Below are 18681 nucleotides of genomic sequence, written 5' to 3'. Positions count from 1 at the left end.
CCGACGCGATCGGTCACCAGGCCGCCCCGCCTCCCGCGCCCAAGTACAGCGCGAAGTCCGGACTTCGCAGCACACGAGGCCCCGTCTGCCCGCGATTCCGGGACTGCAGCCTCCAGAACGAGCGAATGCACTCAGGGCTGGCTACCGTCCTGCGAAGTCCGGACTTCGCAGCACACGCGGCCCCGTCTGCCCTCGATTCCGGGACTGCAGCCTCCAGAACGAGCGAATGCACTCAGGGCCGGCGTCGACCGTCCTGCGAAGTCCGGACTTCGCAGCGTGTCGTCACCGGCGGGCTGCGAAACCCGGACCGCAGCCGGGCGACCGTCTACGGTGTGGTCAGATCCTCCACGGCCGCGGCGACGCGGCGCTCGCGGGTGTCGGCGCGCTTCGCCTCGGTCACGCCGCGCGCGAGCTCCTTGCGCCGGCTGAAGGTCAGCGCGTCGAACGCGGCCCGCGCGCCCGCCGCCTCGAGGGCGGCGGCCAGATCGGCGGGAACCTCGACCTCGCGCTCGGCGGTGTCGAGGTCGATGGTGGCGTCGACCTCGTCGCCGATGTCGACGCCCAGCTCGGCACGCACGGCCTTCGAGAAGCCGATGAGGTTGCGCCCGCCCATCACGCCGAGACGCACCCGCGCGGTGCGCCCGCCGATCCCGACGACGACGGCGGCGCGCTTGCCGCCGCCGAGCTCGGCGACCTGCTCGTCGGTCAGTTCGATGGCGGTGGCCGGGCCCATCGGCGCGAGCACGGTGTGGATCTGCAGCGTCATGGGCCCCATCCTCGCGGGCGCAGGTGCAGCCGCGGAACCCCGAACCGCCGGTTCTCCGCCGCGAGCTAGAGTTCGCCCGTGACCTCCCCCGCGCTCCAGCGCCGTCTCGGGCTCGGCGACGCCGTGTTCATCGGCCTCGGCTCGATGGTCGGGGCGGGCGTCTTCGCCGTATGGGCGCCGGCAGCGGATGCCGCAGGCACCGGTCTGCTCATCGGCCTCGCGATCGCCGCCGTCGTCGCGTTCGGCAACGCGACCTCGTCCGCGCAACTGGCCGCCGCCCATCCGACGTCGGGCGGAACGTACGCCTACGGGCGCGCGGAGTTGGGTCCCTGGTGGGGGTTCGTCGCGGGCTGGGGCTTCGTCATCGGCAAGATCGCGAGCTGCGCAGCGATGGCGCTGACCTTCGCCGCCTACGCCGCGCCCGCGGGGTGGGAGCGCCCGGTCGCCATCGCTGCCGTCGTGGCGCTCACCGCAGTCAATTGGTTCGGCGTCACGCGCACCGCCGGCGCCGCGCGCGTGATCGTCGTGATCTCGCTCGGCGCGCTGGCCGCGGCCGTCACCGCCGCCTTCTCGGCGGGCTCCACCCCGGACTGGTTCACGGCCGGGACCGTATGGGCGGGCGGCGGCTACGGCATCCTGCAGTCCGCCGGTCTGCTGTTCTTCGCGTTCGCCGGCTACGCGCGCATCGCCACGATGGGCGAGGAGGTGCGGGATCCGCGCCGCGTGATCCCGCGGGCGATCGTGATCGCCTTCCTCATCGCGCTCGCGGTGTACGCCGTGGTCGCGGTCGCGGTGCTGAGCGCACTGGGTCCTGTCGCCGTCGCCGCGTCGACGGCGCCGGTCGCCGACGCCGCCGCGCAGTCGGGCTGGGCGTGGATCGACGTCGTGGTGCGCATCGGCGCCGCGGCCGCCTCGCTCGGCGCGCTGCTCGCACTCATCGCCGGAGTGAGCCGCACCGCGTTCGCGATGTCGCGCGAGCGGGATCTGCCCGGATTCCTCGACGCCGTGCACCCGCGCTGGCACGTGCCGCACCGCGCCGAACTTGTGGCGGCCGCCATCGTCGTGGTGCTCGTGGCGTTCGTCGACCTCCGCGGTGCGATCGGCTTCTCATCGTTCGGGGTGCTGCTGTACTACTTCGTCGCCAATGTCGCCGCCTCCCGCCAGCGCGGCAACGCGCGGCGGTACCCGGTCGTGCTGCAGATCATCGGGGCGATCGGATGCCTCGTCCTCGCGATCACGCTGCCGTGGCAGTCCGTCGTGGCCGGCGCGGTCGTCGTCGCGGTCGGGGTGGCGTACCGGGTCCTGCGTCTGCGTCGCCGGATCACTCCCCCGGCGTGATGGCCGCAACCCCGCGGTCCCGCACCAGGTAGATCCACGGGAAGGCCCGGCACCCCACCTCCCAGCCGTCGGCGTGCTCGGCCGCGAGGGAGGCCCGCCACAGGATGCGGCGGTGCTCCCACTGCGTGTCGGTGCGCACCATCCGATGGGCGAGCGTGCCGGCCTCGACCGTGCGCCAGCCCGCGCGCCCCGCCAGTTCCAGCTCGGCCATCTCGTCGAACGCCGTCACGGGTCCGAGCCAGCGCTCGGCGGCCAGGTCGCCGACGGTCGCGCGGGACGACCCGGCACCACCGCCGAAGCGCTGCTGCGCCGCCTGGCGCGTCATCCCGAGCTCGCCCCCGATGCGCGCCCAGCTCGCGCCGCCGGCCCGCGCCGCGGTGACGGCGCTGTGGAGGATCGCGCGCACCTCGTGTTCCGCGCGAGCGCCCGCAGCGACGAGGGCGAGGTGCTCGTCGTCGGTCAGCGTCTGATCGGGGCCGATGCCGGCGTCCGCGAGCACCGCACCGCCGATGGCGTCGGCGAGATCGCTCACCCGCGCCCGTCCCGGCTGGGAAGCCAGGTTCCGCGTGACGACGGCCGGCGCAGACCGTTGGCATACCCCCAGAAGTACATGCCTACGGCGGCGAAGCCGATGCCGACGCCGATGACAGCGCCCCCGCCGAAGCCTTCCCAGTCCAAGCCGATACTGAGGAGCACAAGACCGAGACCGACGACGATCGAGACGATGGCCACAGTGACGATACGGCCCGGCGTGGTGGAACCACGGGATGTCGAATTGCCCATGTTGTCAACCTAATCTTGACACCGACTCCGTGTCAAGATTCAGTTGACACTACCCGAGCGGCTTGACCTCGAGGGCGTCTGCGGAGGTGCCGGCGGACACCGTCGCGAAGGCGGTGTACCCGTCGGATGCCGCGCGCTCGAGGAGCGCCTTGAGGTTCTTGGTCCGCTGCTCGAGACGCACACGCGACCCCTGACGCACCAGCCCGGCCTTGAGCGCGAGGAGCTCCCCCTCGGAGACGTCGCGGTCGTGGACGAGGACGACGGCCGGGGCCGCAGCATCCGTCCGCTCCGCCACCAGGTCGACGATCCGCTCGAAGCCGATCGAGAACCCGACGGCCGGCACGTCCTGGCCGAGGAAGCGGCCGATCATGCCGTCGTAGCGGCCACCGCCGCCGAGGGAGTAGTCGACCGAGGGGTGCGCGAGCTCGAAGATCGTGCCGGTGTAGTAGCCCATGCCGCGGACGAGGAAGGGGTCGAACACGAGCGGGATGTCGCCCTCGAGCTCGGTCTGCGCGCCGCGGGCGGCCGCCACCGCCGCGCCGATGCCGACGAGGTGTGCGACGATCTCATCGGGCGCGCCCTCGGGCAGAGCCTTGCGGATCTGCCGCTCGCCGTACGGGTTGTACTCCAGGGTCGTCGGGCGGCGGAGGAACGCCGCGAACGCGTCCACAGCGCCGGCGGTCGCGCCGCGCTCGCGCAGCTCGTCGACGATGCCGTCGGGGCCGAGCTTGTCGAGCTTGTCGATCGTGATGAGCACGCCCGGGCGCTCCGCGGTGTCGAACCCGAAGCTGTCGAGCATCCAGTCGAGCACACGGCGGTCGTTGATGCGGATGCTGCCGCCCTCGAGCCCGAGCGCATCGAGCGTGTCGAGCGTGGCCACCGCGAGCTCGGCCTCGGCGCGCGCGGACGCGTCGCCGATGATGTCGATGTCGCACTGCACGAACTGGCGGTAGCGGCCCTTCTGCGGGCGCTCGGCGCGCCACACCGGCGCGATCTGGATCGAGCGGAAGACCGACGGCAGCTGGCCGCGGTTCGTCGCGTAGAACCGGGCCAGCGGAACGGTCAGGTCGTAGCGCAGGCCGAGGTCGGTGAGGGCGGCCGGGTCGTCGGCCGCGGCGCCGATCGCTTCGGCGTCGAGACCGCGCTTGAGCACGTTGTAGGCGAGCTTCTCGTTGTCGCCGCCGATGCCGGCGTGCAGCCGCGAGTACTCCTCCATGACGGGCGTCTCGATCTCGTCGAAGCCGTGCGCGCGGTAGCGCTCGCGGATGACGGCGAGCACGCTCTCGCGACGGGCCTTTTCAGCGGGGAGGAAGTCGCGCATGCCGCGCGGCGGATTGACGGATGCCACGCACCTATCCTTCCAGGTCCTCCGGGGTGCCCTCGGCGGCGCGGATGTCGCGCTCGAGACCGCGCAGGCGCTCACGCAGCGCGCGCTCGGCGTCCCAGCCGTTGGCTCGGGCGGTCGCGACGAGGCCCAGGAGCGCGTCGCCGAGTTCTGCCTCCGACGCGAGCCGACCCGGGACTTCCCCGTGAGACGACAGTGGCGGGACGAGACCTTGGGTGTTCCCCGCGGTCTCGTCCCCCGACTGGGGTCTCAGCGAAAGGGGGGCGGGGACGGTGCGGGAGAGGCCGACCTGAGACGCCTTCGACAGGAGCTTCTGGGCGAGCGCGAGACTCGGCATCCGTTCGCTCACGCCGTCGAGGACCGACCGACGCTGGTGCTTCTCCGCGGCCTTCGCGGCGTTCCAGTGGACGAGCACCTCCTCCGGTGTCGTCGCGACGGCGTCGCCGAAGACATGTGGATGCCGGCGCACCATCTTGTCGGTGAGCCCGCGGGCGACGTCGTCGATGTCGAAGGGGTCGTCCTCGTCGCGCGAGGCGATCTCGGAGTGGAACAGCACCTGCCACAGCAGGTCGCCGAGCTCTTCGCGCAGCTCCTCCCGCGAGCCGTCCTCGACGGCGTCGATCAGCTCTGCGCTCTCCTCGACGAGGTAGGGCACGAGGGCACGGTGGTCGATCTGCTGGGTCCAGACGCAGCGGTCGCGCACGGCGCGCATGACATCGGCCGCCTCGCGGAGAGGGTCGGGGGCGCCCGGCGAGCGGGGTGCGGTCACGTCGTCACGGATGCTGCCGCCGTCCGGCGTCGATAGTGCCATGCCCGCCACGATACGAGCCCTGCGGCCAGGAGGAGCGAAATCATGGAACCTGCGAGCACTCCGAGCGTCGCCTGGTCGCGGAGCGCCGCCTCGTCGGAGAACGCGAGCTCGGAGAGCAGGAGGGACACCGTGAACCCGATGCCGCCGAGCGCGCCGGCGGCCAACAGGTCCGCGAAGGCGAGGGGCGGTGCACTCCCTCGGAGCCCGATGCGCAGCGAGACCCACCCGAACAGCGAGATGCCGACGACCTTGCCGACCGGCAGCGCGACGAGCACACCCCAGAACGCGGGCGACAGAGCGGACAGCGGCACCGACGGGATCAGCACGAGCGCGGCGGAGAACGCGAACACCGGGAGCACGATGACGTTGACCCACGGCTCGAGCTCATGCCGCACGCGCAGCGCCGGGCGCTGGGCCATCGCCAGCCCGAGCGCCACGCCGGCGATGGTGGCGTGCACACCCGAGAGGTAGACGAGCACCCAGGTGGCGATCGCCAGCAGCGCCAGGACGATGGCGATCGGCACGCGGGCACGGGTGTCGAGCTGTCTGCTCAGGATGCCGAACCCGACGACCGCGACCGCGGCTCCGGCGAGCGCCGCGACGTTCACCCCGGTCGTGAAGAGGACCGCGATGAACACGATGCCGACGATGTCGTCGAGGATCGCGAGCGCGAGGAGGAACACCCGCAGGGCCGACGGCAGCCCGCGGCCGAACACCGCGAGCACTCCGAGCGCGAACGCGATGTCGGTCGCGGTCGGGATGGGCCAGCCGGCCGACGCGTCCGATCCCCACGCCATCGCGGCGTAGATCGCGATCGGGATCAGCACGCCTCCGGCGGCGGCGATCGCGGGCTGGAGCGCCTTGCGTGCCGAGTTGAGCTGGCCGGCGGTGAGCTCGTACTGCAGTTCGACCGCGACGACGAAGAAGAAGACCGCGAGCAGTCCGTCCTTGATCCAGTGGGAGAGGCTGAGCTCGAACACGCCCGGGATGCCGAGGTACGCGTGCATCGCGTCGTCGACGGCGGGCCCCCACGCCGAGTTGGCGACGAACAGGCCGAGACCCGCCGCGAGGAGCAGGATGATCGCGGGGAAACGGGCGGAGCGGAGAAGCGACATCTGGCCTCCGGGAGGGGATCGCGGGTCGACGAGGACGTGCCGACCAGACTTCCCGGCGCTCCACGGTCAGTGTAGCGAGCGTGTCCGCGGCACCTCCGAGCGACGGCCCCGACCGATCGTCACACAGCGTCCACCGTCACTTCCGGGAAACAGCGCGCCGTTAGCCTGGAGAGATGCGTGAACTCACCCACACCGAAGCGATCGACCTCGTCGGGCGGTACGAGGCGGAGCAGGCGATCCCCGAGCAGATGCGCGGCGACGTCCGCATGCTGGGGACGCTCCTCGGTCAGGTGCTGCGCGAGAGCGGTTCGCCGGGACTGTACGAGGATGTCGAGCGCCTGCGCACCGCGACGATCCAGGCGTACACCGACGAGACGCCGGAGGCGTTCGCCCGCGCCGCTGCCATCGCCGACTCGTTCACGATCGCCCGCGCCGACGAGGTCGCACGGGCGTTCACCGCGTACTTCCACCTCGTGAACCTCGCCGAGGAGCACCAGCGGGTGCGCGTGCTGCGCGAACGCGACGGGCGCCCCGACCGCGAGCAGGCCACCGACTCGGTCGCGGCCGCGTTCGTGCGCCTGGCCGCCGAGGTCGGCGACGACACCGCCCTGAAGCGCCTGCAGAGCATGCGGTTCCACCCGGTGTTCACGGCCCACCCGACCGAGGCCCGCCGCCGTGCGGTGTCCACCAGCATCCGCCGCCTCGCGACCCTTCTCGAGGAGCACGACGCGTCGCTGCGCGGCGGCGCCGACGAGCGCCGCGCCGAGCGTCGCATGCTCGAGGAGATCGACACCCTGTGGCGCACCGCGCCGCTGCGGCCCGAGAAGCCCGCCCCCACCGACGAGGTGCGCGCGGTCATGGCCGTGTTCGACGACACGCTCTACACGGCGGTCCCCCACGTGTACCGCCGCGTCGACGACGCCCTGCAGGGACCCGCCGCCGGCGGACGCGCACCGGTCGTGCGCCCGTTCGTGCGCGTCGGTTCGTGGGTGGGCGGGGACCGTGACGGGAACCCGTTCGTGACGGCATCCGTCACCCGCAAGGCCTCCGCGATCGCGAGCGAGCACGTGCTCATCGGCCTGGCGCGCACGACCAGCCGCATCGGCCGCACGATGACGCTCGACGCGTCGACCACGCCGCCGAGCGATGCCCTCCTCGCGCTGTGGCGGCGCCTCAAGGCCGCCGACGAGGACGCCGCGAAGGACATCGCCAAACGCTCCCCCGACGAGCCGCACCGCCGCATCCTGCTGCTGATCGCTCGCAAGATCGAGGCGACCCGCGCGCGCAACGCCGACCTCGCGTACCGCGACCCCGAGCACCTGCTGGCCGACCTCCGCGTCGTGCAGGACTCGCTCGTGCAGGCGGGCGCGCCTCGTCAGGCCTACGGCCACCTGCAGCAGCTGCTGTGGCAGGTCGAGACCTACGGCTTCCATCTCACCGAGCTCGAAGTGCGTCAGCACTCGGCCGTGCACGCCAAGGTGCTCGCCGAACTCGAGTCGGGTGCGCCGCGCAGCGAGCTCGCCGAAGAGGTGCTCGACGTCGTGCGCACGGTGGGGTTCCTGCAGGAGCGCTACGGCCCGCGTGCCGCCGGTCGGTACATCGTGTCGTTCACGCAGTCCGCACAGGACCTGGCGAACGTCCACAGGCTCGCCGCCTACGCGGTCGGCCCCGACGGCACGCCGCCCGTGCTGGATGTCATCCCGCTGTTCGAGACGTTCGCCGACCTGCAGGCCGCGCCCCGCATCCTCGCCGAGATCGTCGAGCACCCCGAATTCGCCGCACGCCTGGAGGCGACCGGGCGTCGCCTCGAGGTCATGCTCGGCTACTCGGACTCCTCGAAGGACGTCGGCCCCGTCGCCGCCAACCTCGCGCTGTACGAGGCGCAGGCGAAGATCGCCGCGTGGGCTGACGAGAACGGCATCGAGCTCACCCTCTTCCACGGTCGCGGCGGCGCCCTCGGGCGCGGCGGCGGCCCCGCGAACTCTGCGATCATGGCGCAGCCGCCGCACTCCGTCGACGGCCGGTTCAAGCTCACCGAGCAGGGCGAGGTCATCTTCGCCCGCTACGGCGACCCCGCGATCGCCATGCGCCACATCGACCAGGTCGCCGCGGCGATCCTGCTCGCGTCGTCGCCCTCGAACGAGGAGCGCAACCGCACCGCGGCGGCGACGTACGCCGACGTGGCCGCGACGATGGACGCGGCTTCGCGCGAGCGCTTCTTCTCCCTGGTGAAGGCCCCTGGATTCGCGCCGTGGTTCGCCCGCGTGACGCCGATGGAGGAGATCGGCCTGCTCGCCCTCGGCTCCCGGCCGGCCCGCCGCGGTCTGTCGGTCGAGTCCCTCGAAGACCTCCGCGCCATCCCGTGGGTGTTCGCGTGGACGCAGGCGCGCATCAACCTCGCGGGCTGGTTCGGCCTGGGCACGGCGCTGGAGGCGGTCGGCGACGAGCCGCTGCTGCAGCGGGCCTACCAGGAGTGGCCGCTGTTCCGGACGCTCATCGACAACGTCGCCATGAGCCTCGCCAAGACCGACGACCGCATCGCGCTGCACTACCTCGAGCTGGGCGACCGCGACGACCTCGCGGCGCTCGTGCGCGACGAGATGCACCTCACGCGCGACTGGGTGATCCGCATCACCGGCGGGACCGAGCTGCTCGGCAACAAGCCCGTGCTGCAGCGTGCCGTCAAGATGCGCAGCCCCTACGTCGACGCGCTCTCGCTGCTCCAGCTGCGGGCGCTGCGGGCGCTCCGGGAGGCTCCCGAGGGCGCGCCGGTCGATCCCGAGCTGCAGCGCCTGCTGCTGCTGTCGGTCTCGGGTGTCGCGGCCGGACTGCAGAACACGGGCTGACCCGCACGGCGCCGCGCGTCGCAACCGGGATCGCCGAGAGCCCGGCGTACCGTGGCGCCCATGGCACGGATCGTCGTCGCCGAAGTCTGCCCCTGGTGCGGGTCGCTCGATGTGCGGGCGAGCGAACCGAGGTGGTTCCGGATCGAGTGGGAGCGTCGGGGCCACCTCGACGACGGCTCGGTCGACCGCCTCGAGTTCTGCTGCCGCGACTGCGGCCTCGCCTGGGACTGACGTCGGGGATTCACGGATGCTGCGGCTCGCAGCATCCGTTCCTCTCGTCGTCCGCGCGGGCGGGCGTCACTCCACGCGGCGGTCGCCGGCGTGGCGGGCGAGGCTGCGGCCGTAGCGCTCGGTGAGCTGCACCATGAGGTCGGGGGTCTCGCGGTCGAGGCCGAAGACGTAGCCGGGGAAGTCGAGCTCGCGCTGTGCGGCCCAGATCTCCTCATGGCGGTCGGGCGGCAGGATCTGCACCGGGTCGCCGACGGCCACCCATCCGATCGGCACCGTCGATTCGGCGGGGAGCGTCGTGCGCAGGTGCACGACGGCGTTGATGCGCACCTCGCTGCGCGCGCCGATGTGCGCGCCGTTGAACACGCGCGTGCCCGTCGCGAGGAAGACCTCCTCCTCGATGACCGCGCCCGAGACGCTCGCCATGGGGCCGACCAGCACGTGGTCGGCGATGTGCACCGGATTGGTCGCGGTGGCACGGATGAGCGCGTTCTCCATCACGATGACGTTCGCGCCGAGGGTGATGGCACCGCCCTCGGCCGTGATCACGGCGCCGTGCAGGATCTGGCAGTCGGCGCCGATCTCGACGTCGCCGCTGATCACCGCGGTCGCCGCGACGACCGCGTCGGGGTGGATGCGGGGCTGTGCCCCAAGGTGCTCGAACCGCATCGGCCGCGCCTCCCGCCTTCGTGGATGTGGCCAGCGTAGCGGCCGTCACACGTGCGATCGACGCCGTGACCGTGGATAGGGTGAAGGAGCGCCACCCCCGCGCACCGCTCCACCTCGAAAGCTCCACCATGCCCTCTGCGCCCTCGACCGCGTCCCCCACCGAATCCCTCACCTCGGCGGAATCCATCCGGCTCGTCCTCGACACCGTCGAGGCCCGCAACCCGAACGAGCCCGAGTTCCTGCAGGCCGTGCACGAGGTGCTCGAGTCGATCTCGCCGGTGCTCGAAGCGCACCCGGAGTTCGTCGACGGCGGCATCCTGGAGCGCCTCGTCGAGCCCGAGCGTCAGATCCTGTTCCGCGTGCCGTGGGTCGACGATGCCGGCCGCCTGCAGGTCAACCGCGGCTTCCGCGTGCAGTTCTCGTCGGTGCTCGGCCCGTACAAGGGCGGCCTGCGCTTCCACCCGTCGGTGAACCTCTCGATCATCAAGTTCCTGGGCTTCGAGCAGATCTTCAAGAACGCGCTCACCGGCCAGGGCATCGGCGGCGCGAAGGGCGGCAGCGACTTCGACCCGCACGGCCGCTCGAACGCCGAGATCATGCGCTTCTGCCAGTCGTTCATGAATGAGCTCTACCGCCACCTCGGCGAGCACACCGACGTGCCCGCCGGTGACATCGGCGTGGGAGCCCGCGAGATCGGCTACCTGTTCGGCCAGTACCGCAAGGTCACCAACCGCCACGAGTCGGGCATGTTCACCGGCAAGGGCGTGCAGTGGGGCGGCGCCGAGGTGCGCACCGAGGCGACCGGCTACGGCGCCGTGTTCTTCGTCGAGGAGATGCTCGGCGTCCACGGCGAGACGCTGCACGGCAAGCGCGTGGGCATCTCGGGATCGGGCAACGTCGCGATCTACGCCATCGACAAGGCCCGCCAGCTCGGCGCGACGCCGGTCACGGCATCCGACTCCTCCGGCTACGTCGTCGACGACGCCGGCATCGACGTCGACCTCTTGCGCCAGATCAAGGAGGTCGAGCGCGCCCGCATCTCGGAGTACGCCGCGCGCCGACCCGGCGCCCGCTACGTCGAGGGCGCGCGCCCGTGGGAGGTGCCCGTCGACGTCGCGATCCCCTCGGCCACGCAGAACGAGCTCGACCAGGGCGATGCCCGCGCCCTCATCGCCAACGGCGTGCGTGCCGTTGCGGAAGGCGCCAACATGCCCTCGACCCCCGAGGCGATCGAACTGCTCCAGTCGGCGGGCGTGCTGTTCGGCCCGGGCAAGGCGGCCAACGCCGGCGGCGTGGCGACCTCGGCGCTCGAGATGAGCCAGAACGCCGCACGTCAGCGCTGGAGCTTCGACGACAGCGAGGCGAAGCTCCGCGCGATCATGGCCGACGTGCACGACGCCGCGTTCCAGGCCGCCGAGCGCTACGGCCGCCCCGGCGACTACGTCGTCGGCGCCAACTCCGCGGGCTTCGAGCGCGTCGCGCACGCGATGCTCGCGCAGGGCGTCATCTGACGCTTCTGCCACTCGCTGAGATCAGGAGATCTGACGAGCGCAGGACGATCGCACGCGATTCGTCCTGCCTCCACCAGATCTCCTGATGTCGAGAACGACGGCGTCAGGCGTTCGCTGCCGGCCGGGCCGCGGCATCCGTCTCCGCCTTCTTCTCGGGCCACAGCTGCTCGATGAGCTGGGCCACCCACGCGATGAGCTCGTCGTCGCCCAGCGGCTCGCCGCCCGCCGACGGCAGCGGCACGATCATCGCCTCTCCCCCGGCGACGAGCTTGGCCTTCGGGTGCAGGCGCTGCAGGCGCACGCGCATGGAGTCGGGAAGGTTCGCCGGGGCGATGCGCAGGTTCGGGCCCATCGCGACGACGTCCGCGAGGCCGGCCTGCCCGGCGCGGCGGCGCAGGCGCGCGACGGCGAGCAGACCCTCGACCTCCGACGGCGGCTCGCCGTAGCGGTCGGTGAGCTCCTCGATGACGAGGTCGATCGCGTCGGCGTGGGCGGTGACGGATGCCGCGGCCGAGAGCTTCTGGTACGCCTCGAGGCGGAGCCGCTCGCTGTCGATGTACGAATCGGGGATGCGCGCCTGCACGGGCAGTTCGAGCCGGAGCTCGGTCGGCCCCTCGGTCTCATCCCCGCGGAAGGTGGCGACCGCCTCGCCGATCATGCGGAGGTACAGGTCGAACCCGACGCCGGCGATGTGACCGGCCTGCTCGGCGCCGAGGAGGTTGCCCGCGCCGCGCAGCTCGAGGTCCTTCAGCGCCACCTGCATGCCCGAGCCGAGGTCGTTGTTGACGGCGATCGTCTCGAGGCGGTCGGCGGCCGTCTCGCTGAGCGGCTTCAGGTCGTCGTAGAGGAAGTACGCGTAGGCGCGCTCGCGCGCGCGGCCCACGCGACCGCGCAGCTGGTGGAGCTGGCTGAGACCGTACTTGTCGGCGCGGTCGATGATGATCGTGTTCGCGTTCGAGATGTCGAGGCCGGTCTCGACGATCGTCGTGCACACCAGGACGTCGGATCGCCGCTCCCAGAACGCGTCGACGACCTCCTCGAGCGCGTGCTCCCCCATCTGCCCGTGGGCCACCGCGATGCGCGCCTCGGGAACCAGCTCGGCCAGCTCGGCTGCGACGCGCTGGATCGACTGCACGCGGTTGTGCACGTAGAACACCTGGCCCTCGCGCAGCAGCTCGCGGCGGATGGCGGCCGCGATCTGCTTGTCGTTGCGGGGGCCGACGTACGACAGGATCGGGTGCCGGTCCTCCGGCGGCGTCTGCAGCGTCGACATCTCGCGGATGCCGGTGACCGCCATCTCGAGGGTGCGCGGGATCGGCGTCGCGCTCATCGCCAGGATGTCGACGTTGGTCTTGAGCTTCTTCAGCTGGTCCTTGTGCTCGACGCCGAACCGCTGCTCCTCGTCGATGATCATCAGGCCCAGGTCCTTGAAGATCACCTTCTCGGTGAGGATGCGGTGGGTGCCGATGACCATGTCGACGGTGCCGTCGGTGAGCCCCGCGAGCACCTCACGTGCCTGCTTGTCGGTCTGGAATCGCGAGAGCGCCTTGACCTTCACCGGGAAGCCCGCGAAGCGCTCAGTGAACGTCTCGAGGTGCTGCTTGACCAGGAGCGTCGTCGGCACCAGCATCGCGACCTGCTTGCCGTCCTGGATCGCCTTGAACGCGGCACGGACCGCCACCTCGGTCTTGCCGAAGCCGACATCGCCCGACAGCAGCCGGTCCATCGGGATCGGCTTTTCCATGTCGGCCTTGATCTCGTCGATCGTCTGCAGCTGATCGGGCGTCTCCGCGAACGGGAACGCCTCTTCGAGCTCGCGCTGCCAGGGCGTGTCGGGTCCGAACGCGTGCCCCTTCGAGGCCATGCGCGCGGAGTAGAGCTTGACGAGCTCGACCGCGATGTCGCGCACCGCGCGGCGCGCCTTGCTCTTGGCCTGCGCCCAGTCGCTGCCGCCCATCTTCGACAGGGCCGGCGCCTCGCCGCCGACGTAGCGCGACAGCAGATCGAGCTGATCTGTGGGCACGAAGAGCTTGTCGCCCGGATAGCCGCGCTTGGAGGGCGCGTACTCGAGCACGAGGTACTCCCGCACGCTCTTCACCGCGTTGCGCCCGCCACTGGACACCTCGCGCTGCGTGAGCTCGACGAACTTGCCGATGCCGTGCGTCGCGTGCACCACGTAGTCGCCGGCCTTCAGCTGCAGGGGGTCGACGACGGCCTTGCGCCGCGACGCGAGCTTCTTGACGACGCGGTTGTCGCCGCCGATCGTGCGGCCGTAGAACTCCGACTCGGTCAGGACGGCGAGCTTCGCGTCGGGGACCTCGAACCCGCGCTCCAGCACGCTCACGACCACGTGCGCGACGCCGGGCTCGGGAGCGTGCAGCACCTCGTCGACCTTGCGCGCCGCGATGCCGCGCTCGGCGAGCACGTCACGGGCGCGCTCGACGAGTCCGGCTCCGGATGCTGCCACCACGACGCGCCAGCCGTCTGCGAGCAGTGCGCCCACGTGATCGGTGGCGCCCTCGACGTTGCCCTGGAACGAGGGCACGGCCGAACCGGGAACCCGGATGGCCGCTGCAGCCTCGAGGGCGACGTCGATGTCGTCGTCGATGAGACCCTCCGCGGCGGCATCCGCGTGTCCGGAGTCGAACGCGCTGAGCGTCCACCAGACACCGCTGCGATCGCGGGCCGCCTCGCGGAGCTCGGGAAGGGTCAGGAAGTCTCCGGCGCCCAGGTCGATCGGCGTGCTCGCGCCCGCGGTCGCCGCACTCCATGCCGCTTCGAGGAACTCGCGGTTCGTCTCTCCGAGGGTGATCGCGCGGGTCACGGCGCGCTCTGGATCCACCAGCGCGACCGCGGAGCCCTCGGGCAGGTAGTCGACGAGGGTGACGAGGCGGTCGACGACGGCGGGCAGCAGCGACTCCATGCCCTCGACCGGGATGCCCTCCGACATCTTCTCGAGCATGCCCGCAAGGCCGGGGAACTCGTCCTTGAGCTGGCGGGCACGGCCGCGCACGGCATCCGTCAGCAGCAGCTCGCGGCTGGGCAGAAGAGTGACCGCGCGCACCTCGCCGGGAAGCGACCGCTGGTCCGCGACCGAGAACGCCCTCATCTCGTCGACCTCGTCGCCGAAGAACTCGACGCGGTACGGGTGCGGCGCGGTCGGCGGGAAGACGTCGAGGATGCCGCCGCGCACGGCGAACTCGCCACGGCGAGACACCATGTCGACGCGGTGGTATGCCAGTTCGACGAGACGCGTGGACACGTCGCCGAGGTCGTGTCCGCGGCCGCCCACCACGAGTTCGACGGGGTCCACCTCGGTGAGTCCGGCAGCGAGCGGCTGGATCGCACCGCGCACCGACGCCGTGATGACCAGCGGCGTCGCGGCATCCCAGCGCGCGACGCGCGTGAGGATGTCGAGGCGCGCACCGACCGTCTCGGCACTCGGGCTGAGGCGCTCGTGCGGCAGCGTCTCCCACGCGGGGAAATGCAGCACCTCGGCACCGGGCAGCAGCGCGCCCAGCGCGGGACCGAGCGCCTCGGCGCGACGCCCGGTCGGTGCGACGAGCAGCACGACCGGCGGCTTGCCCGCAGCACGGCGACGCTCGAGCAGAGCCGCGAGGAGAGGGGCGTCGAGTCCTTCGACGAGCGAGAAGTCGGCATCGACGGATGCCGCGGCCAGCGCGTCCCGGAAAGGCTCAGCCTGTTCGAGGGCGCGCACGATCCCGGGAACTGTCACCGCACGAGTCTACGACCCGCCACGGACACCGGGATCCGCCCCGGTGCGGCCCCGCTCCTAGGATGAGGCTGTGAGCCAGCCCGACGCGCCCCAGAACCCGCCCGCTCAGCCCGGCGGCTGGGCGCCGCCCGGAGCGGCGCCGTTCGGGACCCCGACGAGCGAAGCCCCCGCCCCCGGGCATCAGGGCGCCGCTGCGGCGACCCCGCAGGGGTGGGCGATTCCCCCGGCGGGCGCGTACGCGCCGCCACCCGGCTACGCGCCGCCGGCGGGCTATCCGGTGGCGCCGGCGGCACCATCCGCCATCGCGTACGGTGCTCCCGCTCCCGTGAAGCGCAGCGGCGCACTCGGGATCGTCGCGCTCGCGCTCGCACTCGTCGCCACGATCGGCGCGAGCCTGACGGCCGCGATCGCGAGCTTCAACATCGGGCTCGGCGCCGGCCGCGAGATGTCGTCACGGCCGTTCACCGGCGACTTCGACTGGTCAGTCCTCACGCCCGTGCGCGACTGGGTGCTGATGGGCGAGGTCTCGTTCTGGATCGGCACCGCGATCGGCGTGTGGGCTCTCGTGCAGGGGATCATCGCGGTCGTCAAGGGACGCGGCCGCGGCGCCGGCATCGCGGCGGTCGTCATCGCCGCCCTCGGCCCGATCGCCTTCGGCGCCGTCGTGCAGGGCTTCCTCACCGCGGGCCTCGCCGCCGGGACCGGCATCGGCGGCTGACGCGGCTCGATACCCGGAGCGACAGCATCCGCTCGTGTCCTGCTCCTCATTTGAGGACGCGAGCCGAAATGCGGAGCGAAACCCCTGGGACGGCCCTCATCTCGGCACTCGCCCTCAGCTGAGGAGGGAAAGACCTGAGGTTCCTCGGGCGGCGGTGCGCGCGACGCGGGGTCAGACGCGGGGGGCGTGGTGCTTCTGCTGGGTGGCGAGCAATCCCTCGGCCACGAGCTGCTCGACCGCGTCGGCGGCGTCGCCGACGAGGATCGGGAGGTTCTTGCGCTCGGTGGCGCCGAACGGGTCGAGCACCCAGTCGGCGGCGTCCTGGCGGCCGGGAGGGCGGCCGATGCCGACGCGCACGCGCGGGAACTCCGCGGTGTCGAGCGCCTTCGCCACGTCCCGCACGCCGTTGTGGCCGCCGTGGCCGCCGCCGATCTTCAGCTTGATCGTGTCGAAGGGGATGTCGAGCTCGTCGTGCACGACCACGACGTGGTCGGCATCGATGCCGTAGAACTTCGCGAGCCCGGCCACCGGTCCGCCCGAGACGTTCATGAAGGTGTTGGGCTTGGCGAGGATGAGCTTGGGTCCGCCGGGGCGCAGCCACGTCTCGACGACGCGGGCGTTCGTCTTGTGCGCCTTGAACGACTCGCTGCGCCGGCCGGCGAGCTCGTCGACGACGAGCTGCCCCACGTTGTGGCGCGTGAGCTCGTAGCGGGGGCCGGGGTTGCCGAGCCCGACGATCAGCCACGTGTCTGCCATGTCATCCATCCTGCCCGAGCCCGCGCCACGTCGTCGGCGCAGACCCCTCGTGAGACGCAGCGAGGGGGTGCGGCATCCGCACCCCCTCGCCGGAAAGCGATCCGATCGCTCGGCGTCCGATTACTCGGCGGCGGCCTCCGCGGCCCCCTCCGACGCCTCCGACTGCTCGGCGGCGAGCTCGGCGTCGGCCTCGGCGATCTCCTCCTCTGCGGCGAGTGCCGCAGCCGGGACCGAGATGGCGACGATGAGCAGCTCGGCGTCGGCGACGAGGACCGAGCCCTTCGGCAGCTTCAGGTCGGCCGCGGTGATGTGCGTGCCGTCCTCGAGGCCCTCGACGTCGACCTCGATGTGCTCGGGGATGTGCGTCGCCTCGGCCTGCACCGTGACGGTCGTGTTGTCGAGGTTCGCGATGGTGCCGGGGGCGGACTCGCCCACGACCACGATTGGCACCTCGATCTCGACCTTCTCGCCCTTCTTCACCACGAGGAGGTCGATGTGCTCGACGATCTGGTGCACCGGGTCCTTCTGGACGTCCTTGACGAGCGTCAGCTGCGAGGTGCCGTCGAGGTCGAGCTCGAGCACCGCGTTGGCGCGGCGGATGAGCAGCGAGACCTGGTGGCCCGGAAGGGCGACGTGCACAGGGTCGGTGCCGTGGCCGTAGATGACGGCGGGGATCTTGCCGGCAGCGCGGAGGCGGCGGGCGAAGCCCTTGCCGAAGCTCTCGCGGAACTCGGCGTGGACTTTGGTGTCGGGCTCAGTCGACATGGTGTTCTCCTTGCGGGCGCGGGGCCCATTTCTGCGGCGGCGCATGGCCGTTCCGAATCGGCCTGCGCGGTGGCGGGCCCGGGTATCAGGGATGTCTTCGACTCGAACGCACGCGCGTGAGGAAAGCCCGGGAGGCCGGCATCACCGCGTCGATCACGGATGCCGCAGCCCGCCGCTCGACAGGCGCGAGGCATCCCTCGCCGAAGTTCGGACAAGAGTCTACCAGCGCCCCCGCTACGATGAGGAACGCACCTGCTTCCCGCTCACACGGAGGACCCCATGGACTACGGCTTCGCTAGCCACGCTCTTCTCTGGCTCATCGGCGCCATGGCCGCCGTCGGCGCTCTCGGCACGGTGCTCGCCTTCTGGAGCCTCGGCCGCCAGGGCTACCGCAAGGACTGACCTCGCCGTCCGGGTTCTGAGCGCTCACGCTCCTCGGCCGTCCCCGCGAATTCGTCCCCGACGACCTCGTCGATCGCGGCATCGGATTCACTGACGATCCGCGACATCGCCTCGAACGCCGCGTCCGCCTCGCCGCTCGCGACCGCGAACGCGACGTCGCGATGCCAGCGCACCGCATCGGGGTTCGCCTCGTGCGGCATCAGCGCGTGACGCGTGCGGCCTTCGAGGACCGCCTGCACCACTCCCCCGAGCACCCCGAGCATCGGGTTTCCGGAGGCGCTCAGCAGCGTGCGATGGAACCGGACGTCGGCGTCGAGGTACTCGGCCTCCGCCGCCTGCTGGTCGTGACGCGCCATGCCCAGCGCCGCCGCCACGAGCTCCTGGCGCTGCGCATCGGTCGCGTTGGCGGCCGCGAGCCGCGCCGCGAGCGGCTCGACCGCGCCGCGCAGCTCGCCCAGCTCGTGCAGCTGGCGCGCGCGCCCGGGCCCGTCGAGGCGCCACGCGATGATCTCGGGGGCGTAGACGTTCCACTGCTCCACCGGCAGCACCTCGATGCCCGCCTTGCGGCGCACCTGGACGAGACCGAGGGATTCGAGGACCCTCACCGCCTCACGCGCCGCCGATCGCGAGGCGCCCGAGGACTCCGCCAGCGCAGTGGTCAACAGGCGCGATCCGGCGGGATGCTCGCCGTGCACGATCGCGGCGCCGAGCCGCTCGACGAGGGCGTCGTGAACGGGACTGCCGTGGGGCGTGTCGGCCATGGTCCGATTGTGCCGCACCGACGTCGTGTCGTCCGACATTCGCGCATCATCCACTTTTTATGTCGTACATATTGACAGTGGATGGATATCACGTCAGACTAAACGGCATCCTCGGGTCAAAGACCGACCCT

17 protein-coding genes are annotated in these 18681 nt (G+C 71.6%); 6 read left to right on the top strand and 11 right to left on the bottom strand.

The annotated features are described in order from the left end of the window. Window positions 1-325 precede the first annotated feature (325 nt). Complete coding sequence (locus tag Q9R33_RS06565) at window positions 326-766, bottom strand: YdeI/OmpD-associated family protein (RefSeq protein ID WP_311293207.1); 441 nt, start codon at window positions 764-766, stop codon at window positions 326-328. 78 nt (window positions 767-844) lie between these two features. Between Q9R33_RS06565 and Q9R33_RS06560 the strand changes: the two genes are divergently transcribed. After that, entirely contained in the window at window positions 845-2104 is a 1260-nt protein-coding gene (locus Q9R33_RS06560) for an APC family permease (protein WP_311293206.1), read from the top strand. Here Q9R33_RS06560 and Q9R33_RS06555 read toward each other — a convergent pair. From Q9R33_RS06555 to nhaA, 5 genes are read right to left on the bottom strand one after another with little or no spacing between them, the layout of a single operon-like run. Next, window positions 2088-2636 (bottom strand): hypothetical protein, encoded by a 549-nt coding sequence (locus Q9R33_RS06555; RefSeq protein WP_311293205.1) that lies wholly within the window; start codon window positions 2634-2636, stop codon window positions 2088-2090. The two genes, Q9R33_RS06560 and Q9R33_RS06555, sit on opposite strands and share 17 nt — an antisense overlap. Continuing rightward, entirely contained in the window at window positions 2633-2887 is a 255-nt protein-coding gene (locus Q9R33_RS06550) for a hypothetical protein (RefSeq protein ID WP_310246016.1), read from the bottom strand. Before Q9R33_RS06550 ends, Q9R33_RS06555 begins: the two co-directional genes overlap by 4 nt. Window positions 2888-2936: 49 nt before the next feature. Continuing rightward, entirely contained in the window at window positions 2937-4208 is a 1272-nt protein-coding gene (gene hisS, locus Q9R33_RS06545; protein ID WP_311293267.1) for a histidine--tRNA ligase, read from the bottom strand. A gap of 31 nt (window positions 4209-4239) precedes the next feature. Further along, window positions 4240-5043: a MazG family protein gene (locus Q9R33_RS06540; protein ID WP_311293204.1), complete on the bottom strand. Its 804-nt coding sequence runs from the start codon at window positions 5041-5043 to the stop codon at window positions 4240-4242. Beyond that, complete coding sequence (gene nhaA / locus Q9R33_RS06535) at window positions 4998-6158, bottom strand: Na+/H+ antiporter NhaA (protein WP_311293203.1); 1161 nt, start codon at window positions 6156-6158, stop codon at window positions 4998-5000. The genes Q9R33_RS06540 and nhaA overlap by 46 nt, the downstream gene beginning before the upstream one ends. Window positions 6159-6331: 173 nt before the next feature. Between nhaA and Q9R33_RS06530 the strand changes: the two genes are divergently transcribed. Further along, entirely contained in the window at window positions 6332-9004 is a 2673-nt protein-coding gene (locus Q9R33_RS06530; protein ID WP_310246004.1) for a phosphoenolpyruvate carboxylase, read from the top strand. 60 nt (window positions 9005-9064) lie between these two features. Then, on the top strand, window positions 9065-9235 hold the full coding sequence (locus Q9R33_RS06525) for a hypothetical protein (protein ID WP_157549541.1): 171 nt from the start codon (window positions 9065-9067) through the stop codon (window positions 9233-9235). A gap of 66 nt (window positions 9236-9301) precedes the next feature. Here Q9R33_RS06525 and Q9R33_RS06520 read toward each other — a convergent pair whose 3' ends face one another. After that, window positions 9302-9901 carry a gamma carbonic anhydrase family protein gene (locus tag Q9R33_RS06520; RefSeq protein WP_310246000.1) on the bottom strand — a complete coding sequence of 200 codons (600 nt, stop codon included), beginning with the start codon at window positions 9899-9901 and terminating at the stop codon, window positions 9302-9304. A gap of 128 nt (window positions 9902-10029) precedes the next feature. Between Q9R33_RS06520 and gdhA the strand changes: the two genes are divergently transcribed. Then, window positions 10030-11412 (top strand): NADP-specific glutamate dehydrogenase, encoded by a 1383-nt coding sequence (gene gdhA / locus Q9R33_RS06515; protein ID WP_311293202.1) that lies wholly within the window; start codon window positions 10030-10032, stop codon window positions 11410-11412. Between the two features lie 103 nt (window positions 11413-11515). Here the strand turns inward: gdhA and mfd are convergent, their stop codons facing one another. Further along, window positions 11516-15148, bottom strand: a complete 3633-nt coding sequence (mfd, locus tag Q9R33_RS06510; protein WP_200919454.1) for a transcription-repair coupling factor — start codon at window positions 15146-15148, stop codon at window positions 11516-11518. 70 nt (window positions 15149-15218) lie between these two features. Here mfd and Q9R33_RS06505 point away from each other — a divergent pair, with 70 nt between their 5' ends. Further along, window positions 15219-15866: a hypothetical protein gene (locus Q9R33_RS06505; RefSeq protein ID WP_311293201.1), complete on the top strand. Its 648-nt coding sequence runs from the start codon at window positions 15219-15221 to the stop codon at window positions 15864-15866. 171 nt (window positions 15867-16037) lie between these two features. On the opposite strand, the gene pth is transcribed toward Q9R33_RS06505, so the two are convergent. Both pth and Q9R33_RS06495 read right to left on the bottom strand, forming a co-directional pair. Beyond that, on the bottom strand, window positions 16038-16622 hold the full coding sequence (gene pth / locus Q9R33_RS06500; protein ID WP_056368065.1) for an aminoacyl-tRNA hydrolase: 585 nt from the start codon (window positions 16620-16622) through the stop codon (window positions 16038-16040). Window positions 16623-16742: 120 nt separating this feature from the next. Continuing rightward, a complete protein-coding gene (locus tag Q9R33_RS06495) occupies window positions 16743-17387 on the bottom strand; it encodes a 50S ribosomal protein L25/general stress protein Ctc (protein WP_056368067.1) in 645 nt (214 codons plus the stop codon). A gap of 279 nt (window positions 17388-17666) precedes the next feature. On the opposite strand from Q9R33_RS06495, the gene Q9R33_RS06490 reads away from it, so the two are divergent. After that, the gene (locus Q9R33_RS06490; RefSeq protein ID WP_262927523.1) at window positions 17667-17789 is read left to right on the top strand and encodes a hypothetical protein; all 123 of its coding nucleotides are present in this window, start codon (window positions 17667-17669) and stop codon (window positions 17787-17789) included. Here the strand turns inward: Q9R33_RS06490 and Q9R33_RS06485 are convergent. Further along, window positions 17774-18550 carry an FCD domain-containing protein gene (locus tag Q9R33_RS06485; RefSeq protein ID WP_311293200.1) on the bottom strand — a complete coding sequence of 259 codons (777 nt, stop codon included), beginning with the start codon at window positions 18548-18550 and terminating at the stop codon, window positions 17774-17776. The genes Q9R33_RS06490 and Q9R33_RS06485 overlap by 16 nt on opposite strands. Between the last annotated feature and the right edge of the window lie 131 nt (window positions 18551-18681).

Source organism: Microbacterium sp. PRC9, assembly GCF_031844125.1.
GTDB lineage: Bacteria > Actinomycetota > Actinomycetes > Actinomycetales > Microbacteriaceae > Microbacterium.
The sequence above is the reverse complement of the archived record's forward strand: the minus strand, read 5'-3'. Positions and strand labels throughout refer to the sequence as shown.

Bases quoted from the DNA above. Each gene is read 5' to 3' on its own strand.
- nhaA (WP_311293203.1), bottom strand. From the start codon at position 6,158: ATGTCGCTTCTCCGCTCCGCCCGTTTCCCCGCGATCATCCTGCTCCTC.
- Q9R33_RS06530 (WP_310246004.1), top strand. From the start codon at position 6,332: ATGCGTGAACTCACCCACACCGAAGCGATCGACCTCGTCGGGCGGTAC.
- hisS (WP_311293267.1), bottom strand. From the start codon at position 4,208: ATGCGCGACTTCCTCCCCGCTGAAAAGGCCCGTCGCGAGAGCGTGCTC.
- pth (WP_056368065.1), bottom strand. From the start codon at position 16,622: ATGGCAGACACGTGGCTGATCGTCGGGCTCGGCAACCCCGGCCCCCGC.
- gdhA (WP_311293202.1), top strand. From the start codon at position 10,030: ATGCCCTCTGCGCCCTCGACCGCGTCCCCCACCGAATCCCTCACCTCG.
- Q9R33_RS06520 (WP_310246000.1), bottom strand. From the start codon at position 9,901: ATGCGGTTCGAGCACCTTGGGGCACAGCCCCGCATCCACCCCGACGCG.
- Q9R33_RS06525 (WP_157549541.1), top strand. From the start codon at position 9,065: ATGGCACGGATCGTCGTCGCCGAAGTCTGCCCCTGGTGCGGGTCGCTC.
- Q9R33_RS06550 (WP_310246016.1), bottom strand. From the start codon at position 2,887: ATGGGCAATTCGACATCCCGTGGTTCCACCACGCCGGGCCGTATCGTC.
- Q9R33_RS06490 (WP_262927523.1), top strand. From the start codon at position 17,667: ATGGACTACGGCTTCGCTAGCCACGCTCTTCTCTGGCTCATCGGCGCC.
- Q9R33_RS06540 (WP_311293204.1), bottom strand. From the start codon at position 5,043: ATGGCACTATCGACGCCGGACGGCGGCAGCATCCGTGACGACGTGACC.
- Q9R33_RS06485 (WP_311293200.1), bottom strand. From the start codon at position 18,550: ATGGCCGACACGCCCCACGGCAGTCCCGTTCACGACGCCCTCGTCGAG.
- Q9R33_RS06495 (WP_056368067.1), bottom strand. From the start codon at position 17,387: ATGTCGACTGAGCCCGACACCAAAGTCCACGCCGAGTTCCGCGAGAGC.
- Q9R33_RS06565 (WP_311293207.1), bottom strand. From the start codon at position 766: ATGACGCTGCAGATCCACACCGTGCTCGCGCCGATGGGCCCGGCCACC.